This window comes from Lysinibacillus sp. BNK-21 (assembly GCF_048684915.1).
Taxonomy (GTDB): domain Bacteria; phylum Bacillota; class Bacilli; order Bacillales_A; family Planococcaceae; genus Lysinibacillus; species Lysinibacillus capsici.
In genome coordinates this window covers 4,525,605-4,545,483 of sequence record NZ_JBLQTS010000001.1, presented here as the reverse complement: position 1 = coordinate 4,545,483, position 19,879 = coordinate 4,525,605, and the positions used below count along the sequence as shown (strand labels likewise).

5 protein-coding genes, 2 tRNA genes, 6 rRNA genes and 1 pseudogene are annotated in these 19,879 nt (G+C 43.8%); all 14 read left to right on the top strand.

Features of this window, described 5'->3' with window-relative positions; translation table 11 throughout:
• Positions 1-82 precede the first annotated feature (82 nt).
• The 14 genes and pseudogenes from gyrB (at position 83) to guaB (ending at position 19,859) form a co-directional block, all read left to right on the top strand.
• A complete protein-coding gene (gene gyrB, locus ACMGGO_RS22735) occupies positions 83-2,017 on the top strand; it encodes a DNA topoisomerase (ATP-hydrolyzing) subunit B (protein WP_048395198.1) in 1,935 nt (644 codons plus the stop codon).
• Between the two features lie 25 nt (positions 2,018-2,042).
• Positions 2,043-4,508 carry a DNA gyrase subunit A gene (gyrA, locus tag ACMGGO_RS22730; RefSeq protein ID WP_420282280.1) on the top strand — a complete coding sequence of 822 codons (2,466 nt, stop codon included), beginning with the start codon at positions 2,043-2,045 and terminating at the stop codon, positions 4,506-4,508.
• Between the two features lie 141 nt (positions 4,509-4,649).
• Positions 4,650-5,732, top strand: coding sequence for an HD-GYP domain-containing protein (locus ACMGGO_RS22725; RefSeq protein ID WP_054548809.1), 1,083 nt, complete (start codon positions 4,650-4,652; stop codon positions 5,730-5,732).
• Positions 5,733-6,123: 391 nt separating this feature from the next.
• Positions 6,124-7,675, top strand: a 16S ribosomal RNA gene (locus ACMGGO_RS22720).
• A 94-nt stretch (positions 7,676-7,769) separates the two neighbouring features.
• Positions 7,770-7,846: transfer RNA gene (locus tag ACMGGO_RS22715), tRNA-Ile, on the top strand.
• A gap of 12 nt (positions 7,847-7,858) precedes the next feature.
• Positions 7,859-7,934: transfer RNA gene (locus ACMGGO_RS22710), tRNA-Ala, on the top strand.
• A 90-nt stretch (positions 7,935-8,024) separates the two neighbouring features.
• A 23S ribosomal RNA gene (locus ACMGGO_RS22705) occupies positions 8,025-10,952 on the top strand.
• A 192-nt stretch (positions 10,953-11,144) separates the two neighbouring features.
• Positions 11,145-11,260: ribosomal RNA gene (gene rrf / locus ACMGGO_RS22700) — 5S ribosomal RNA — on the top strand.
• Together the 16S, 23S and 5S rRNA genes with 2 tRNA genes alongside form the textbook arrangement of a ribosomal RNA operon.
• A gap of 124 nt (positions 11,261-11,384) precedes the next feature.
• Positions 11,385-11,483 (top strand): annotated as a pseudogene (locus tag ACMGGO_RS22695) (IS200/IS605 family transposase); the annotation flags it as partial.
• 598 nt (positions 11,484-12,081) lie between these two features.
• Complete coding sequence (locus ACMGGO_RS22690; RefSeq protein WP_054548459.1) at positions 12,082-12,975, top strand: patatin-like phospholipase family protein; 894 nt, start codon at positions 12,082-12,084, stop codon at positions 12,973-12,975.
• A gap of 301 nt (positions 12,976-13,276) precedes the next feature.
• Positions 13,277-14,828: ribosomal RNA gene (locus ACMGGO_RS22685) — 16S ribosomal RNA — on the top strand.
• A 181-nt stretch (positions 14,829-15,009) separates the two neighbouring features.
• Positions 15,010-17,937 (top strand): 23S ribosomal RNA (locus ACMGGO_RS22680).
• Positions 17,938-18,007: 70 nt separating this feature from the next.
• Positions 18,008-18,123: ribosomal RNA gene (gene rrf / locus ACMGGO_RS22675) — 5S ribosomal RNA — on the top strand.
• A gap of 272 nt (positions 18,124-18,395) precedes the next feature.
• Positions 18,396-19,859, top strand: a complete 1,464-nt coding sequence (gene guaB / locus ACMGGO_RS22670) for an IMP dehydrogenase (protein ID WP_004233999.1) — start codon at positions 18,396-18,398, stop codon at positions 19,857-19,859.
• The last annotated feature ends 20 nt before the right edge of the window (positions 19,860-19,879 follow it).

The following is a 19,879-nucleotide window of genomic DNA, read 5'->3' as shown; positions in this document are numbered from 1 at the left end:
TTTTAGATTACAAAAAGAATGGTAATAGTCAGCTCGGTTGACTGTTCATTCATTTACACACAATGATGTTATGAAGGAGTAGATGAAAGCCGTGGCTATAGAGAACGAAGGTTTACAAAACCAAGCTTATGAGGCCGATCAGATACAGGTATTAGAAGGTTTAGAAGCAGTACGTAAAAGACCAGGGATGTATATCGGTTCAACTAGCTCTAAAGGGCTTCACCATTTAGTATGGGAAATTGTTGATAATAGTATCGATGAAGCACTTGCAGGATTTTGTACAGATATCAAAGTAACAATTGAAAAAGAAAACTGGATTCGTGTAGAAGATAACGGTCGTGGTATTCCAGTTAGTATTCAAGAAAAAATGGGTAAGCCTGCTGTTGAAGTTATTATGACTGTTTTACATGCTGGTGGTAAATTTGGCGGTGGAGGCTATAAAGTTTCTGGTGGTCTTCATGGAGTTGGAGCATCAGTAGTAAATGCACTTTCTGTTGAAACAATTGTTCAAGTACATCGTGAAGGTCATATCCATGAAATAAAATTTGAACGTGGAAAAACAGTTCAAGAGTTAATGGTTATCGGTGACACCGATCATAATGGTACAACAACGCGTTTTAAAGCTGACCCAGAAATATTTAAAGAAACTACTGTTTATGAATATGATATTTTAGCTCATCGTATTAGAGAATTGGCTTATTTAAATCGTGGTATTAAGATTACGATTGCTGATGAGCGTGAAGAAGAGATTCGCTCAACAACATACCACTATGAAGGTGGTATTCGCTCTTATGTTGAGCATTTAAATCAATCTAAAGAGCCAATCCATGATCCAATTGATGTTCTTGGAGAGAAGGATGGCATCACAGTAGAAATTGCTATGCAATATAATGCTGGATTCTCTTCTAATATTTTTTCATTTGCTAATAACATTAATACGTATGAGGGCGGTACACATGAGTCAGGGTTTAAAACAGCCCTTACACGCGTTATTAATGACTATGCACGAAAAAGTGGATTACTAAAAGAATCTGACGCTAATCTTACAGGTGAGGATGTACGAGAAGGGTTAACAGCTATAGTTTCAGTTAAACACCCAGATCCGCAATTTGAAGGACAAACAAAAACAAAGTTAGGGAATTCAGAAGTAAGTCAAATTACCAATTCTTTGTTCTCAGATGGCTTTGAGCGTTTTATGTTAGAAAATCCAACGGTTGCACGAAAGATTGTGGAAAAAGGATTAATGGCAGCCCGTGCTCGTGTAGCTGCGAAAAAAGCACGTGAGTTTACTCGTCGTAAAAATGCCCTCGAAGTATCTAGCTTACCGGGTAAATTAGCTGACTGTTCTTCTACTAACCCAGCTGATTGTGAAATTTATATTGTTGAGGGTGATTCTGCCGGCGGTTCGGCTAAATCTGGACGTGATCGACACTTCCAAGCAATTTTACCTTTACGTGGTAAAATCCTTAACGTTGAGAAAGCTCGTCTAGATAAAATTTTATCGAATGCGGAAATCCGTGCGATGATAACAGCATTCGGTACTGGTATTGGTGAGGAGTTTAATTTAGAGAAAGCTCGTTATCATAAAATCATTATCATGACAGATGCCGATGTCGATGGGGCACATATTCGTACATTACTTTTAACATTCTTCTTCCGTTTCCTTCGACCACTTATAGAAGCAGGCTATATTTATATTGCACAGCCACCACTTTATCAAGTGAAACAAGGTAAACATATTGAGTATTGCTATGATGAAGAGACATTAAAAGAAATTTTAGAACGGCTACCAAAAATGCCAAAGCCAAATGTGCAGCGTTATAAAGGTCTTGGAGAAATGAACGCTGAGCAGCTTTGGGAAACAACAATGGATCCTGAGTACCGCACATTATTACAAGTAGAATTAGATGATGCAATTAAAGCAAACCAAGCATTTGAACGTTTAATGGGCGATGAAGTTGAACCTCGTCGTCAATTTATCGAGGAAAATGCCGTATACGCTAATTTAGATATCTAATTTTTCTTGAGAGGAGGTCTACACTTTGTCAGAACAAGAACGCTCCGGTGTTAAAGGAGTTAATATAACAGAAGAAATTGAAACATCCTTTCTTGATTATGCAATGAGTGTAATTGTATCACGTGCATTACCTGATGTACGTGATGGATTAAAACCAGTTCATCGTCGTATTTTATATGGGATGCAAGAATTAGGTAATACAGCAGATAAAGCCTACAAAAAGTCAGCACGTATCGTTGGGGATGTAATGGGTAAGTACCATCCACATGGTGACTCTTCCATCTATGATGCAATGGTACGTATGGCACAAGATTTTAGCTATCGCTACATGCTTGTTGATGGTCACGGAAACTTCGGTTCTGTTGATGGTGATGGCGCAGCAGCCATGCGTTATACAGAATCACGTATGTCTAAAATAGCAATGGAAATGCTCCGTGATATTAATAAAGATACAATTGACTATACAGATAACTATGATGGATCAGAAAAAGAACCAATAGTTTTACCAAGTCGCTATCCAAATCTTTTAGTCAACGGTGCTGCAGGGATTGCTGTAGGTATGGCAACAAATATTCCTCCGCATCAATTGGGCGAAACAATTGATGCTGTTATAGCACTTTCTGAAAATCCGGCCATTACGACTGAAGAGCTGATGGAAATCATTCCTGGCCCTGATTTTCCTACTGGTGGATTAATTTTAGGACGTAGTGGTATTCGTAGAGCCTATGAAACTGGTCGAGGTTCCATTATCATCCGTGCGAAAGTGGAAATTGAGCAAAAGGCAAATGGTAAGGAAACTATTCTTATTCATGAATTGCCTTACCAAGTGAATAAGGCTAAGCTTATTGAAAAAATTGCAGAGCTTGTACGTGATAAAAAAATAGATGGAATCACAAATTTACGTGATGAATCAGACCGTCGTGGTATGCGTGTAGTGATTGAAGTTCGTAAAGATGCAAATGCTAATGTTGTACTAAATAATTTATATAAACAAACAGCTATGCAATCTAGCTTTGGTATCAATATGCTATCTTTAGTAAATGGTCAGCCTAAAGTATTAGGCTTAAAAGAAATGCTATACCATTATTTAGAACACCAAAAAGTAATTATTCGTCGTCGTACAGAGTTTGATCTTCGAAAAGCTGAAGACCGCGCTCACATTTTAGAGGGCTTACGAATCGCACTCGATCATATTGATGAAATAATCGCTATTATACGTGGTTCACGTAGTGGTGAAGAAGCAAAACCTCAATTAATGGAACGCTTTAGCTTATCGGAGCGTCAGGCTCAAGCTATTTTAGATATGCGCCTCGTTCGATTAAGTGGCTTAGAACGTGAAAAAATTGAAGCAGAATATCAAGAGCTTCAAGTTCTTATAGCTGAATTAAAGGCAATATTAGCAGATGAAGAGAAAATTGTAGATATTATTCGTAATGAAATCTTAGAGTTGAAAGAACGTTTTAATGATACGCGCCGTACTGAGATTACATCAGGTGGAATTGAAATGATTGAGGATGAGGATTTAATTCCTGTTGAAAACTCAGTTGTTACTTTAACACATAATGGCTATATCAAGCGTTTAGCTGCGAATACATATCGTAGTCAAAAGCGTGGTGGTCGTGGTGTACAAGGAATGGGTACAAATGAAGACGACTTTGTAGAGCATCTAATGAATACTTCTACCCACGATACAATTTTATTCTTCACGTCTAAAGGTAAAGTATTTAGAGCAAAAGGATATGAAATTCCTGAGTTCGGTCGTACTGCTAAAGGGTTACCAATCGTAAACTTGCTTAATATAGAAAAAGGCGAGAAAGTAACAGCTATGATTCGTGTTGCGTCGTTTGATGAAGATGCTTACTTTATCTTTACCACAAAAACAGGTATTACAAAACGTACCCCTGTATCACAATTTGCTAACATCCGAACAAATGGTTTAATCGCAATCAGCTTGAGAGAAGACGACGATCTTATTTCGGTACGTCTTACAGATGGAGAGAAACAAGTGATTATTGGTACTCGCGATGGTATGCTCGTTCGTTTCCAAGAAGACGACATTCGATCTATGGGCCGTACAGCTGGTGGTGTTCGAGGCATTAAGCTACGTGATGGTGATGAAGTAGTTGGCATGGAGATTGTTGAACCAGGGCAAGAAATATTAGTAGTAACTGAAAAAGGTTACGGTAAACGTACTTCTGAAGAGGACTATCGTTTACAAAGTCGTGGTGGAGTAGGACTGAAAACTATTCAGATTACAGATAAGAATGGTCCAATGGTGGCTGTAAAAACCGTCGATGGTTCTGAGGATTTAATGCTTATAACTATTAATGGTATGCTTATCCGTATGGATGTAAATGATATTTCATTAATTGGGCGCAGTACGCAAGGTGTACGTTTAATTCGACTAGGAGATGACGAATTGGTTGCAACTGTCGCTAAAGTGGAAAAAGCAGAAGAGTCTTTTGAAGACGAAGAGGAAGTCGAAGAATAATATAATCCGATGACGACATTATTGAATGTCGTCATCGGTTTTTTTACGTAAATAATGAAAAATAAGTAATTATTTTGAATTCCATGATAAAATGATAATACCTTATTTTGAAGCAAGAAATAGTGGAGAGGTGTTCATTCTGTGGAAACTATACATGTTCCAATTTCAGAGCTAGGTGTTGGCAAGGTAATTTCTGAAGATATATTTGCTAATACACAGTATCCGATTATTTTCAAAGATACAATGATTTCTTATGTACACTTGCAAGTTTTTCATGCATTTAATATTTTCACCGTCCCCGTTTATAAAAGTGAAAATGATATGCGTGTAGAAAAGAATGAAAGTGATGTCGAAGTTATAATAGAAGAACTTCCGACTTTTAGGAAAATCTATAATCATTCTGTTGAACAGTTTAAAAAAGAATTTAAAAACTGGGAAGCGGGCGCCAAGGTAGATATTGCAAAGGCCAGAACAATTATTTTACCTTTAGTAGAGATGGTACTAGAAGATCGTACTATTATTTTTGATTTAAATGAGTATTCAAATCCAAAAGACTACCTGTATCATCATTGTGTAGCAACTGGTCTGATTGCCTCAGTTATTGCTCAAAAACTTGGTTATGATAGAGGAACCACTATTCAAGTAGCCATCGGTGGTTTATTGGCTGATTGTGGTATGGCTAAAGTACATCCTCGTATAAGGGATAAGAAGACACCATTAACAGAGCAAGAATATGATGAGATTTATAAACACCCGATTTATAGCCATAATATGGTGAAAGATTTGACCATATTAAAAGAAACGATGAAAGAAGCAATCTTCCAACATCATGAACGTTTAAATGGTAGTGGATATCCGAAGAACGAAAAGATCGCCAATATTTCTATATTTGCACAAATCATTGCTGTTGCAGATGTTTTTCATGCTATGACATGTGAACGAGTATATAGAACGAAACAATCTTCATTTAAAGTAATTGAAATGATTAATGAATCTGAGTTTGGTAAATTTGATATTAAAGTAGTGCGTGCATTAATTGATATTGTTGCAGATCTTCCGATAGGTACAATTGTAGAGCTTTCTAATTTAGAACGTGGGGAAGTAATGTTTGTAAATAAATTTGCCCCAACACGACCACTTATTAAATTAATTCATTCAGGGGAAATTTTTGATTTAGGGAAAAATCGCAGTTTTTATATTTCACGTATCATAACTAATTTATAGATAGACGGGCAAACTATATTATGTGGTTTGCCTTTTTTTACTAGGTAAGAGATGTACTCTACGCAAGTGCTAATATAATTTTTTCTTAACAAACACTTCGCAATAATAGTAATCAATTAAATAGTGAGCATTTTAACCATAATTGTTTTTTGAAACATTTATATATTGTATTAAAATATTTTTGGAGAAACTGTTGACTTTGTTTTGGAATCTTGATATTATAAATGAGTCGCCAAGAGGTGACAACGAAATAAACAAAATGAACCTTGAAAACTGAACAAGCAAAACGTAATCAATAAAGTTTTAAATAGCTAGTTTTGCTAGTGAACGAAACACAATTTTGGACATCAAACATGATGCCAGCAAAACAATTTGAGCTAATCAAATTTCTTTTATGGAGAGTTTGATCCTGGCTCAGGACGAACGCTGGCGGCGTGCCTAATACATGCAAGTCGAGCGAACAGAAAAGGAGCTTGCTCCTTTGACGTTAGCGGCGGACGGGTGAGTAACACGTGGGCAACCTACCCTATAGTTTGGGATAACTCCGGGAAACCGGGGCTAATACCGAATAATCTCTTTTGCTTCATGGCAAGAGACTGAAAGACGGTTTCGGCTGTCGCTATAGGATGGGCCCGCGGCGCATTAGCTAGTTGGTGAGGTAACGGCTCACCAAGGCGACGATGCGTAGCCGACCTGAGAGGGTGATCGGCCACACTGGGACTGAGACACGGCCCAGACTCCTACGGGAGGCAGCAGTAGGGAATCTTCCACAATGGGCGAAAGCCTGATGGAGCAACGCCGCGTGAGTGAAGAAGGTTTTCGGATCGTAAAACTCTGTTGTAAGGGAAGAACAAGTACAGTAGTAACTGGCTGTACCTTGACGGTACCTTATTAGAAAGCCACGGCTAACTACGTGCCAGCAGCCGCGGTAATACGTAGGTGGCAAGCGTTGTCCGGAATTATTGGGCGTAAAGCGCGCGCAGGCGGTCCTTTAAGTCTGATGTGAAAGCCCACGGCTCAACCGTGGAGGGTCATTGGAAACTGGGGGACTTGAGTGCAGAAGAGGAAAGTGGAATTCCAAGTGTAGCGGTGAAATGCGTAGAGATTTGGAGGAACACCAGTGGCGAAGGCGACTTTCTGGTCTGTAACTGACGCTGAGGCGCGAAAGCGTGGGGAGCAAACAGGATTAGATACCCTGGTAGTCCACGCCGTAAACGATGAGTGCTAAGTGTTAGGGGGTTTCCGCCCCTTAGTGCTGCAGCTAACGCATTAAGCACTCCGCCTGGGGAGTACGGTCGCAAGACTGAAACTCAAAGGAATTGACGGGGGCCCGCACAAGCGGTGGAGCATGTGGTTTAATTCGAAGCAACGCGAAGAACCTTACCAGGTCTTGACATCCCGTTGACCACTGTAGAGATATAGTTTCCCCTTCGGGGGCAACGGTGACAGGTGGTGCATGGTTGTCGTCAGCTCGTGTCGTGAGATGTTGGGTTAAGTCCCGCAACGAGCGCAACCCTTGATCTTAGTTGCCATCATTTAGTTGGGCACTCTAAGGTGACTGCCGGTGACAAACCGGAGGAAGGTGGGGATGACGTCAAATCATCATGCCCCTTATGACCTGGGCTACACACGTGCTACAATGGACGATACAAACGGTTGCCAACTCGCGAGAGGGAGCTAATCCGATAAAGTCGTTCTCAGTTCGGATTGTAGGCTGCAACTCGCCTACATGAAGCCGGAATCGCTAGTAATCGCGGATCAGCATGCCGCGGTGAATACGTTCCCGGGCCTTGTACACACCGCCCGTCACACCACGAGAGTTTGTAACACCCGAAGTCGGTGAGGTAACCTTTTGGAGCCAGCCGCCGAAGGTGGGATAGATGATTGGGGTGAAGTCGTAACAAGGTAGCCGTATCGGAAGGTGCGGCTGGATCACCTCCTTTCTAAGGATTATTTCGGAATACAAACCTTGGGTTTGTAAGATTACGTTTTGCGTTCAGTTTTGAAGGTTTATGAAATTTAATAAAACTTCCAAGAGGGCCTATAGCTCAGCTGGTTAGAGCGCACGCCTGATAAGCGTGAGGTCGATGGTTCGAGTCCATTTAGGCCCACCATATATACCTCTTGGGGCCTTAGCTCAGCTGGGAGAGCGCCTGCCTTGCACGCAGGAGGTCAGCGGTTCGATCCCGCTAGGCTCCACCATTTTTTTGTTCTTTGAAAACTGGATAAAACGACATTGAAATTGTAACAAACACATTTATTTTTTTAAGTTTTTTATAGGCTTAATAACTTGGTTAAGTTATTAAGGGCGCACGGCGAATGCCTTGGCACTAGGAGCCGAAGAAGGACGGCACTAACACCGATATGCTTCGGGGAGCTGTAAGTGAGCTTTGATCCGGAGATTTCCGAATGGGGGAACCCACTACGTTTAATCGCGTAGTATCTTGACGTGAATACATAGCGTCTTGAAGGCAGACCCAGGGAACTGAAACATCTAAGTACCTGGAGGAAGAGAAAGAAAAATCGATTCCCTGAGTAGCGGCGAGCGAAACGGGAAGAGCCCAAACCAAGAGGCTTGCCTCTTGGGGTTGTAGGACACTCTATACGGAGTTACAAAAGAGCGAGTTAGATGAAGCGACTTGGAAAGGTCCGCCAGAGCAGGTAAAAGCCCTGTAGTCGAAAGTTCGTTCTCTCCTGAGTGGATCCTGAGTACGGCGGAACACGTGAAATTCCGTCGGAATCCGGGAGGACCATCTCCCAAGGCTAAATACTACCTAGTGACCGATAGTGAACCAGTACCGTGAGGGAAAGGTGAAAAGCACCCCGGAAGGGGAGTGAAAGAGATCCTGAAACCGTGTGCCTACAAGTAGTTAGAGCCCGTTAATGGGTGATAGCGTGCCTTTTGTAGAATGAACCGGCGAGTTACGATTACGTGCAAGGTTAAGCTTTAGAAGGCGGAGCCGCAGCGAAAGCGAGTCTGAATAGGGCGAAATAGTACGTGGTCGTAGACCCGAAACCAGGTGATCTACCCATGTCCAGGGTGAAGGTGAGGTAACACTTACTGGAGGCCCGAACCCACGCACGTTGAAAAGTGCGGGGATGAGGTGTGGGTAGCGGAGAAATTCCAATCGAACTTGGAGATAGCTGGTTCTCTCCGAAATAGCTTTAGGGCTAGCCTCGTGATGAGAATACTGGAGGTAGAGCACTGTTTGGACTAGGGGGCCATCCCGGTTTACCGAATTCAGACAAACTCCGAATGCCAGATATTTATACACGGGAGTCAGACTGCGAGTGATAAGATCCGTAGTCAAAAGGGAAACAGCCCAGACCACCAGCTAAGGTCCCAAAGTAATCGTTAAGTGGAAAAGGATGTGGCGTTGCACAGACAACCAGGATGTTGGCTTAGAAGCAGCCATCATTTAAAGAGTGCGTAATAGCTCACTGGTCGAGTGACGCTGCGCCGAAAATGTATCGGGGCTAAACGATTCACCGAAGCTGTGGATTGACATCTACGATGTCAGTGGTAGGAGAGCGTTCTAAGTGCGTTGAAGTCAGATCGGAAGGACTGGTGGAGCGCTTAGAAGTGAGAATGCCGGTATGAGTAGCGAAAGACGGGTGAGAATCCCGTCCACCGTATGACTAAGGTTTCCTGAGGAAGGCTCGTCCGCTCAGGGTTAGTCGGGACCTAAGCCGAGGCCGATAGGCGTAGGCGATGGACAACAGGTTGATATTCCTGTACCACCTCCTCACCGTTTGAGAAATGGGGGGACGCAGTAGGATAGGGTAAGCGCGCCGTTGGTTGTGCGCGTCCAAGCAGTAAGGCGTGTGTGTAGGCAAATCCGCACACTGTAACGTTGAGCTGTGATGGCGAGTCCGTATGGACGAAGTTCCTGATTTCACACTGCCAAGAAAAGCCTCTATCGAGGTGAGAGGTGCCCGTACCGCAAACCGACACAGGTAGTCGAGGAGAGAATCCTAAGGTGTGCGAGAGAACTCTCGTTAAGGAACTCGGCAAAATGACCCCGTAACTTCGGGAGAAGGGGTGCTCTTGAGCGTGCAAGCGCATGAGAGCCGCAGTGAATAGGCCCAGGCGACTGTTTAGCAAAAACACAGGTCTCTGCAAAACCGTAAGGTGACGTATAGGGGCTGACGCCTGCCCGGTGCTGGAAGGTTAAGAGGAGTGGTTAGCGCAAGCGAAGCTGCGAATTGAAGCCCCAGTAAACGGCGGCCGTAACTATAACGGTCCTAAGGTAGCGAAATTCCTTGTCGGGTAAGTTCCGACCCGCACGAAAGGCGTAACGATCTGGGCACTGTCTCAACGAGAGACTCGGTGAAATTATAGTACCTGTGAAGATGCAGGTTACCCGCGACAGGACGGAAAGACCCCGTGGAGCTTTACTGTAGCCTGATATTGAATTTTGGTACAACTTGTACAGGATAGGTAGGAGCCAGAGATCTCGGAGCGCCAGCTTCGAAGGAGGCGTCGGTGGGATACTACCCTGGTTGTATTGAAATTCTAACCCATGCCCCTTAGCGGGGCAGGAGACAGTGTCAGGCGGACAGTTTGACTGGGGCGGTCGCCTCCTAAAAGGTAACGGAGGCGCCCAAAGGTTCCCTCAGAATGGTTGGAAATCATTCGTAGAGTGTAAAGGCACAAGGGAGCTTGACTGCGAGACCTACAAGTCGAGCAGGGTCGAAAGACGGGCTTAGTGATCCGGTGGTTCCGCATGGAAGGGCCATCGCTCAACGGATAAAAGCTACCCCGGGGATAACAGGCTTATCTCCCCCAAGAGTCCACATCGACGGGGAGGTTTGGCACCTCGATGTCGGCTCATCGCATCCTGGGGCTGTAGTCGGTCCCAAGGGTTGGGCTGTTCGCCCATTAAAGCGGTACGCGAGCTGGGTTCAGAACGTCGTGAGACAGTTCGGTCCCTATCCGTCGTGGGCGTAGGAAATTTGAGAGGAGCTGTCCTTAGTACGAGAGGACCGGGATGGACACACCGCTGGTGTACCAGTTGTCTTGCCAAAGGCATCGCTGGGTAGCTATGTGTGGACGGGATAAGTGCTGAAAGCATCTAAGCATGAAGCCCCCCTCAAGATGAGATTTCCCATTACGCAAGTAAGTAAGATCCCTCAAAGACGATGAGGTAGATAGGTTCGAGGTGGAAGTGTGGTGACACATGGAGCTGACGAATACTAATCGATCGAGGACTTAACCAAAAAAGTTTGAAACATTCAATGCGCCGTTTATCCAGTTTTGAAAGAATAAATCTTTCAACAAAAAAAGAGAGCTTCAAGACACAAGTAGTACAAGGAAGCAAACGAGTGATTGAAGAAGCGTACTTCTGTACGTGACTGATTGAACGAGAGCAGCTGACGCAGTAATACGCCGTGTATTGGAGGTCGCATAAGTCTAGTGATGATGGCAAAGAGGTCACACCCGTTCCCATACCGAACACGGAAGTTAAGCTCTTTAGCGCCGATGGTAGTTGGGGGCTTCCCCCTGTGAGAGTAGGACGTCGCTAGGCAACAAAACAGTCAGTGCACAGCTGACTGTTTTTTTATTGTATATTTAAAAAACCCCTTGCTATGTGAGGGGTTCCAAAGAGCTTCTAGCTATGGACAAGAAAAAAAACAGCCGAGCAATCAGGTATGTTGGTGAGTATTCGAGCAAAAATAATTGTTTCATCTTTTGTGGTTTATTTGAAAGGGAAGAGTAGCTTAATGATATTCGATCGGCATGCCAACCTGAATACAAATATGGACCAGAACCCCAGTGTTTCACGCGAGAGCAAACCACCAGTCTAACTGGTGGTTCTGATTCATTGTAATCTTAGCGAGATATAGAAGGGGTTAGTAAGCTATTAACTAAGTCGGCTAAAATTTTCAAGCCTTCAGTGAAAGAATAAAATTAGAAGTTATGAAAACCTCAGCATTTGTGGATAGTTAAACATTCTGTAACTTTTTTTAAAATTAAATAATATCAATCACCATCAGTACGTTCTTATAAGACATAGTTAATATAGATAAGGGCTGTGATTTAAATTAAATATTGTTGGGGGCTTAGGCCCTTTATTTTTGTTGTTAAAAATATGTTCTACACTAAAAATTCCCGGAACTAAAATTATTGTTGAAACTACTTTAGCATTTAAGTAGCTCTTTACATTTCTTAGAATAACGATATTTCGCCGCATATTCTTATATGATACTGTAATCGAATTTTAGCTAGACACTTGGTTAAAGTTTGCTGCTATGTACATAAGTATCGTCAATAAAGTAGAAAATTTAGTTCTATTCGTCATTCTTCATCCTTATACTATAAAGATTACATCAAAAAGGAGAGGAAATTTTGTGGATTGATGGCGTGTTTTCTGGTGGCGGTTTGAAGGGCTTTGCATTAGTAGGGGCATATCAAGTACTAGAAGCTGAACATTTTCGATTTAAACGTGTAGCTGGTACAAGTGCGGGTGCCATTTTAGCCGCCTTTATTGCGGCAGGATATAGTGGAAAAGAGATAGAAATTATGCTAGAAGAGTTAGATGTTCCTTCATTACTTGATCCAAGAAGAACAATTTTACCTTTTCCTTTTATGAAATGGGTAAATGTTTATAATCATTTAGGTCTCTATAAAGGAAAGGCGTTAGAAAAATGGTTTTTCCAAAAGCTAGCTGCAAAAGGAGTATATACTTTTGGTGATCTGCCTAAAGATTCACTTAAATTAGTAGCTTCAGATTTAACGAATGGTAGAATGATTGTTTTACCAGACGATTTGCATAAATATCAAATTGAAGCAAAGAATTTTTCAGTAGCTTGTGCGTTACGCATGAGTTGTGGTATACCTTTTTTCTTTGAACCAGTTACATTAAAGACTGGGAAGGGTGAATCGGTTATAGTGGATGGTGGTGTTTTAAGTAATTTTCCACTATGGATATTCGATGATAAAGAAGGTCGGAAAGTACGTCCGATTTTAGGTCTGAAACTGAGTAGAAGAAGAGAAGAACAATGTCCTCAAGAAATTAAGAATGGTCTAAATTTATTTGAGGCACTATTTTCAACTATGAAAGATGCACATGATGAAAGGTATATATCAAGACGACACGAAAGAGACATTATTTTTATTCCTGTAGAAGATTATAGTGCAACCCAATTTGATTTAAATGAAGAAACAAAAGAAACTCTATTAGATATAGGAAGAAACCGTACAATTCAATTTTTACGAAATTGGCCAAGATTGAGGTTGTAATTTTTTAAAAAAATAATTATAAAACTATTGACCAATGACAAATAGGGTGTTATTATATAAAAGTTGCTGTTGAGATATGCAGCTACTAAAATATAAAATAAAATAACTGTTTGACATTAAATATAAAACATGTTATTATATAAAAGTTAACTCTTACAGAAGAGTAAACAAAATGAACCTTGAAAACTGAACAAGCAAAACGTAATCAATAAAGTTTTAAGTAGCTAGTTTTGCTAGTGAACGAAACACAATTTTGGACATCAAACATGATGCCAGCAAAATTTGAGCTAATCAAATTTCTTTTATGGAGAGTTTGATCCTGGCTCAGGACGAACGCTGGCGGCGTGCCTAATACATGCAAGTCGAGCGAACAGAAAAGGAGCTTGCTCCTTTGACGTTAGCGGCGGACGGGTGAGTAACACGTGGGCAACCTACCCTATAGTTTGGGATAACTCCGGGAAACCGGGGCTAATACCGAATAATCTCTTTTGCTTCATGGTAAAAGACTGAAAGACGGTTTCGGCTGTCGCTATAGGATGGGCCCGCGGCGCATTAGCTAGTTGGTGAGGTAACGGCTCACCAAGGCGACGATGCGTAGCCGACCTGAGAGGGTGATCGGCCACACTGGGACTGAGACACGGCCCAGACTCCTACGGGAGGCAGCAGTAGGGAATCTTCCACAATGGGCGAAAGCCTGATGGAGCAACGCCGCGTGAGTGAAGAAGGTTTTCGGATCGTAAAACTCTGTTGTAAGGGAAGAACAAGTACAGTAGTAACTGGCTGTACCTTGACGGTACCTTATTAGAAAGCCACGGCTAACTACGTGCCAGCAGCCGCGGTAATACGTAGGTGGCAAGCGTTGTCCGGAATTATTGGGCGTAAAGCGCGCGCAGGCGGTCCTTTAAGTCTGATGTGAAAGCCCACGGCTCAACCGTGGAGGGTCATTGGAAACTGGGGGACTTGAGTGCAGAAGAGGAAAGTGGAATTCCAAGTGTAGCGGTGAAATGCGTAGAGATTTGGAGGAACACCAGTGGCGAAGGCGACTTTCTGGTCTGTAACTGACGCTGAGGCGCGAAAGCGTGGGGAGCAAACAGGATTAGATACCCTGGTAGTCCACGCCGTAAACGATGAGTGCTAAGTGTTAGGGGGTTTCCGCCCCTTAGTGCTGCAGCTAACGCATTAAGCACTCCGCCTGGGGAGTACGGTCGCAAGACTGAAACTCAAAGGAATTGACGGGGGCCCGCACAAGCGGTGGAGCATGTGGTTTAATTCGAAGCAACGCGAAGAACCTTACCAGGTCTTGACATCCCGTTGACCACTGTAGAGATATAGTTTCCCCTTCGGGGGCAACGGTGACAGGTGGTGCATGGTTGTCGTCAGCTCGTGTCGTGAGATGTTGGGTTAAGTCCCGCAACGAGCGCAACCCTTGATCTTAGTTGCCATCATTTAGTTGGGCACTCTAAGGTGACTGCCGGTGACAAACCGGAGGAAGGTGGGGATGACGTCAAATCATCATGCCCCTTATGACCTGGGCTACACACGTGCTACAATGGACGATACAAACGGTTGCCAACTCGCGAGAGGGAGCTAATCCGATAAAGTCGTTCTCAGTTCGGATTGTAGGCTGCAACTCGCCTACATGAAGCCGGAATCGCTAGTAATCGCGGATCAGCATGCCGCGGTGAATACGTTCCCGGGCCTTGTACACACCGCCCGTCACACCACGAGAGTTTGTAACACCCGAAGTCGGTGAGGTAACCTTTTGGAGCCAGCCGCCGAAGGTGGGATAGATGATTGGGGTGAAGTCGTAACAAGGTAGCCGTATCGGAAGGTGCGGCTGGATCACCTCCTTTCTAAGGATTATTTCGGAATACAAACCTTGGGTTTGTAAGATTACGTTTTGCGTTCAGTTTTGAAGGTTCATTCTTCTGAATGAAACACTTCAAAACTTGTTCTTTGAAAACTGGATAAAACGACATTGAAATTGTAACAAACACATTTATTTTTTAAGTTTTTTTATAGGCTTAATAACTTGGTTAAGTTATTAAGGGCGCACGGCGAATGCCTTGGCACTAGGAGCCGAAGAAGGACGGCACTAACACCGATATGCTTCGGGGAGCTGTAAGTGAGCTTTGATCCGGAGATTTCCGAATGGGGGAACCCACTACGTTTAATCGCGTAGTATCTTGACGTGAATACATAGCGTCTTGAAGGCAGACCCAGGGAACTGAAACATCTAAGTACCTGGAGGAAGAGAAAGAAAAATCGATTCCCTGAGTAGCGGCGAGCGAAACGGGAAGAGCCCAAACCAAGAGGCTTGCCTCTTGGGGTTGTAGGACACTCTATACGGAGTTACAAAAGAGCGAGTTAGATGAAGCGACTTGGAAAGGTCCGCCAGAGCAGGTAAAAGCCCTGTAGTCGAAAGTTCGTTCTCTCCTGAGTGGATCCTGAGTACGGCGGAACACGTGAAATTCCGTCGGAATCCGGGAGGACCATCTCCCAAGGCTAAATACTACCTAGTGACCGATAGTGAACCAGTACCGTGAGGGAAAGGTGAAAAGCACCCCGGAAGGGGAGTGAAAGAGATCCTGAAACCGTGTGCCTACAAGTAGTTAGAGCCCGTTAATGGGTGATAGCGTGCCTTTTGTAGAATGAACCGGCGAGTTACGATTACGTGCGAGGTTAAGCTTTAGAAGGCGGAGCCGCAGCGAAAGCGAGTCTGAATAGGGCGAAATAGTACGTGGTCGTAGACCCGAAACCAGGTGATCTACCCATGTCCAGGGTGAAGGTGAGGTAACACTTACTGGAGGCCCGAACCCACGCACGTTGAAAAGTGCGGGGATGAGGTGTGGGTAGCGGAGAAATTCCAATCGAACTTGGAGATAGCTGGTTCTCTCCGAAATAGCTTTAGGGCTAGCCTCGTGATGAGAATACTGGAGGTAGAGCACTGTTTGGACTAGGGGGCCATCCCGGTTTACCGAATTTAGACAAACTCCGAATGCCAGATATTTATACACGGGAGTCAGACTGCGAGTGATAAGATCCGTAGTCAAAAGGGAAACAGCCCAGACCACCAGCTAAGGTCCCAAAGTAATCGTTAAGTGGAAAAGGATGTGGCGTTGCACAGACAACCAGGATGTTGGCTTAGAAGCAGCCATCATTTAAAGAGTGCGTAATAGCTCACTGGTCGAGTGACGCTGCGCCGAAAATGTATCGGGGCTAAACGATTCACCGAAGCTGTGGATTGACATCTACGATGTCAGTGGTAGGAGAGCGTTCTAAGTGCGTTGAAGTCAGATCGGAAGGACTGGTGGAGCGCTTAGAAGTGAGAATGCCGGTATGAGTAGCGAAAGACGGGTGAGAATCCCGTCCACCGTATGACTAAGGTTTCCTGAGGAAGGCTCGTCCGCTCAGGGTTAGTCGGGACCTAAGCCGAGGCCGATAGGCGTAGGCGATGGACAACAGGTTGATATTCCTGTACCACCTCCTCACCGTTTGAGAAATGGGGGGACGCAGTAGGATAGGGTAAGCGCGCCGTTGGTTGTGCGCGTCCAAGCAGTAAGGCGTGTGTGTAGGCAAATCCGCACACTGTAACGTTGAGCTGTGATGGCGAGTCCGTATGGACGAAGTTCCTGATTTCACACTGCCAAGAAAAGCCTCTATCGAGGTGAGAGGTGCCCGTACCGCAAACCGACACAGGTAGTCGAGGAGAGAATCCTAAGGTGTGCGAGAGAACTCTCGTTAAGGAACTCGGCAAAATGACCCCGTAACTTCGGGAGAAGGGGTGCTCTTGAGCGTGCAAGCGCATGAGAGCCGCAGTGAATAGGCCCAGGCGACTGTTTAGCAAAAACACAGGTCTCTGCAAAACCGTAAGGTGACGTATAGGGGCTGACGCCTGCCCGGTGCTGGAAGGTTAAGAGGAGTGGTTAGCGCAAGCGAAGCTGCGAATTGAAGCCCCAGTAAACGGCGGCCGTAACTATAACGGTCCTAAGGTAGCGAAATTCCTTGTCGGGTAAGTTCCGACCCGCACGAAAGGCGTAACGATCTGGGCACTGTCTCAACGAGAGACTCGGTGAAATTATAGTACCTGTGAAGATGCAGGTTACCCGCGACAGGACGGAAAGACCCCGTGGAGCTTTACTGTAGCCTGATATTGAATTTTGGTACAACTTGTACAGGATAGGTAGGAGCCAGAGATCTCGGAGCGCCAGCTTCGAAGGAGGCGTCGGTGGGATACTACCCTGGTTGTATTGAAATTCTAACCCATGCCCCTTAGCGGGGCAGGAGACAGTGTCAGGCGGACAGTTTGACTGGGGCGGTCGCCTCCTAAAAGGTAACGGAGGCGCCCAAAGGTTCCCTCAGAATGGTTGGAAATCATTCGTAGAGTGTAAAGGCACAAGGGAGCTTGACTGCGAGACCTACAAGTCGAGCAGGGTCGAAAGACGGGCTTAGTGATCCGGTGGTTCCGCATGGAAGGGCCATCGCTCAACGGATAAAAGCTACCCCGGGGATAACAGGCTTATCTCCCCCAAGAGTCCACATCGACGGGGAGGTTTGGCACCTCGATGTCGGCTCATCGCATCCTGGGGCTGTAGTCGGTCCCAAGGGTTGGGCTGTTCGCCCATTAAAGCGGTACGCGAGCTGGGTTCAGAACGTCGTGAGACAGTTCGGTCCCTATCCGTCGTGGGCGTAGGAAATTTGAGAGGAGCTGTCCTTAGTACGAGAGGACCGGGATGGACACACCGCTGGTGTACCAGTTGTCTTGCCAAAGGCATCGCTGGGTAGCTATGTGTGGACGGGATAAGTGCTGAAAGCATCTAAGCATGAAGCCCCCCTCAAGATGAGATTTCCCATTACGCAAGTAAGTAAGATCCCTCAAAGACGATGAGGTAGATAGGTTCGAGGTGGAAGTGTGGTGACACATGGAGCTGACGAATACTAATCGATCGAGGACTTAACCAAAAAAGTTTGAAACATTCAATGCGCCGTTTATCCAGTTTTGAAAGAGCAAATCTTTCAATTAAATACAAAGTCTAGTGATGATGGCAAAGAGGTCACACCCGTTCCCATACCGAACACGGAAGTTAAGCTCTTTAGCGCCGATGGTAGTTGGGGGCTTCCCCCTGTGAGAGTAGGACGTCGCTAGGCAAACAAAACAGTCAGCTGTATGCTGGCTGTTTTTTTACTTTCTTTTTTGATAACTTTTAACTCTACTAAAGAGATTGTTCAAATGTGTTTTTTGAATTTAAAAAATGCAAATAAATGCCTCGAAAATGTAGTTAATTATTTGTATTGTTTATCTTAATTGTTATTTGTTAAAAATCTGAATTGTCTTTCTTTTATAAGTTCCTTGACAGTAGCAGTCCACGTTGTTAATCTTACAATTAATATTCTTTTAACTATAGGAGGAAGTTACGAAAATGTGGGAGACTAAATTTGCCAAAGAAGGTTTAACTTTTGATGATGTATTATTAGTACCAGCTCATTCCGAAGTACTACCGAAAGATGTTGATTTATCTGTTCAATTAACACCAAAGATTAAATTAAACATCCCAATGGTCAGCGCAGGTATGGATACAGTTACAGAGTCTAAAATGGCGATTGCTATGGCACGTCAAGGCGGTATCGGTATTATCCATAAAAACATGGGGATTGATGAGCAAGCTGAACAAGTAGAAAAAGTAAAACGTTCTGAAAATGGTGTTATTACAAACCCATTCTTCTTAACTCCGACACATCAAGTTTTCGATGCTGAGCATCTAATGGGTAAATACCGAATCTCTGGTGTTCCTATTGTTGATAGTATGGAAAATCAAAAGCTAGTAGGGATTATTACAAACCGTGATTTACGTTTTATCTCTGACTACTCTTTAAAAATTGAAGATGTAATGACGAAAGAAGATTTGATTACAGCACCAGTGGGAACGACTTTAGAGGATGCTGAAAAAATTCTTCAACAATATAAAATCGAAAAGCTTCCAATTGTAGATGAAGAAGGTAGATTAACTGGACTTATTACAATTAAGGATATCGAGAAAGTGATTGAATTCCCGAATGCTGCGAAAGATACACATGGCCGTTTATTAGTAGGCGCGGCAGTTGGTGTATCAAAAGATACGATGGTACGTATTGAGAAGCTTGTTGAAGCACAAGTTGACATTGTTGTAATCGATACGGCCCATGGTCATTCAGAAGGCGTATTACAAACAATTCGCTCAATCCGTGAGACTTACCCTGAGCTAGAAATCATCGCTGGTAATGTTGCTACTGGAGAAGGCGCACGTGCATTATTTGAAGCAGGAGCAGATGTTGTTAAAGTAGGTATCGGTCCTGGTTCTATTTGTACTACACGTGTTGTAGCAGGTGTAGGTGTACCACAAATTACAGCAGTATATGATTGTGCTACAGTAGCTCGTGAGCTAGGTAAAACAATAATTGCTGATGGTGGTATTAAATACTCTGGTGATATCGTAAAAGCTTTAGCAGCTGGAGGCAACGTTGTAATGCTTGGTTCTCTTCTAGCAGGTACATCTGAATCTCCTGGAGAAACAGAAATTTTCCAAGGCCGTCGCTTTAAAGTTTATCGTGGTATGGGTTCTATCGGCGCAATGGAAAAAGGTTCTAAAGATCGTTACTTCCAAGAGGATGCAAAAAAATTAGTACCTGAAGGTATTGAAGGCCGTCTTCCTTATAAAGGACCTTTAGCTGATACAATCTACCAACTGATTGGTGGTATTCGCGCTGGTATGGGTTATTGTGGAGCTCCACATCTGGAGCACCTACGCGAGAATGCACAATTTGTTAGAATGACAGGTGCTGGTCTTCGTGAATCACATCCACATGATGTACAGATTACAAAAGAATCACCAAACTATTCCATGTAATATATTACTTGCAACTTTTA

Bases quoted from the DNA above. Each gene is read 5' to 3' on its own strand.
- gyrB (WP_048395198.1), top strand. From the start codon at position 83: ATGAAAGCCGTGGCTATAGAGAACGAAGGTTTACAAAACCAAGCTTAT.
- guaB (WP_004233999.1), top strand. From the start codon at position 18,396: ATGTGGGAGACTAAATTTGCCAAAGAAGGTTTAACTTTTGATGATGTA.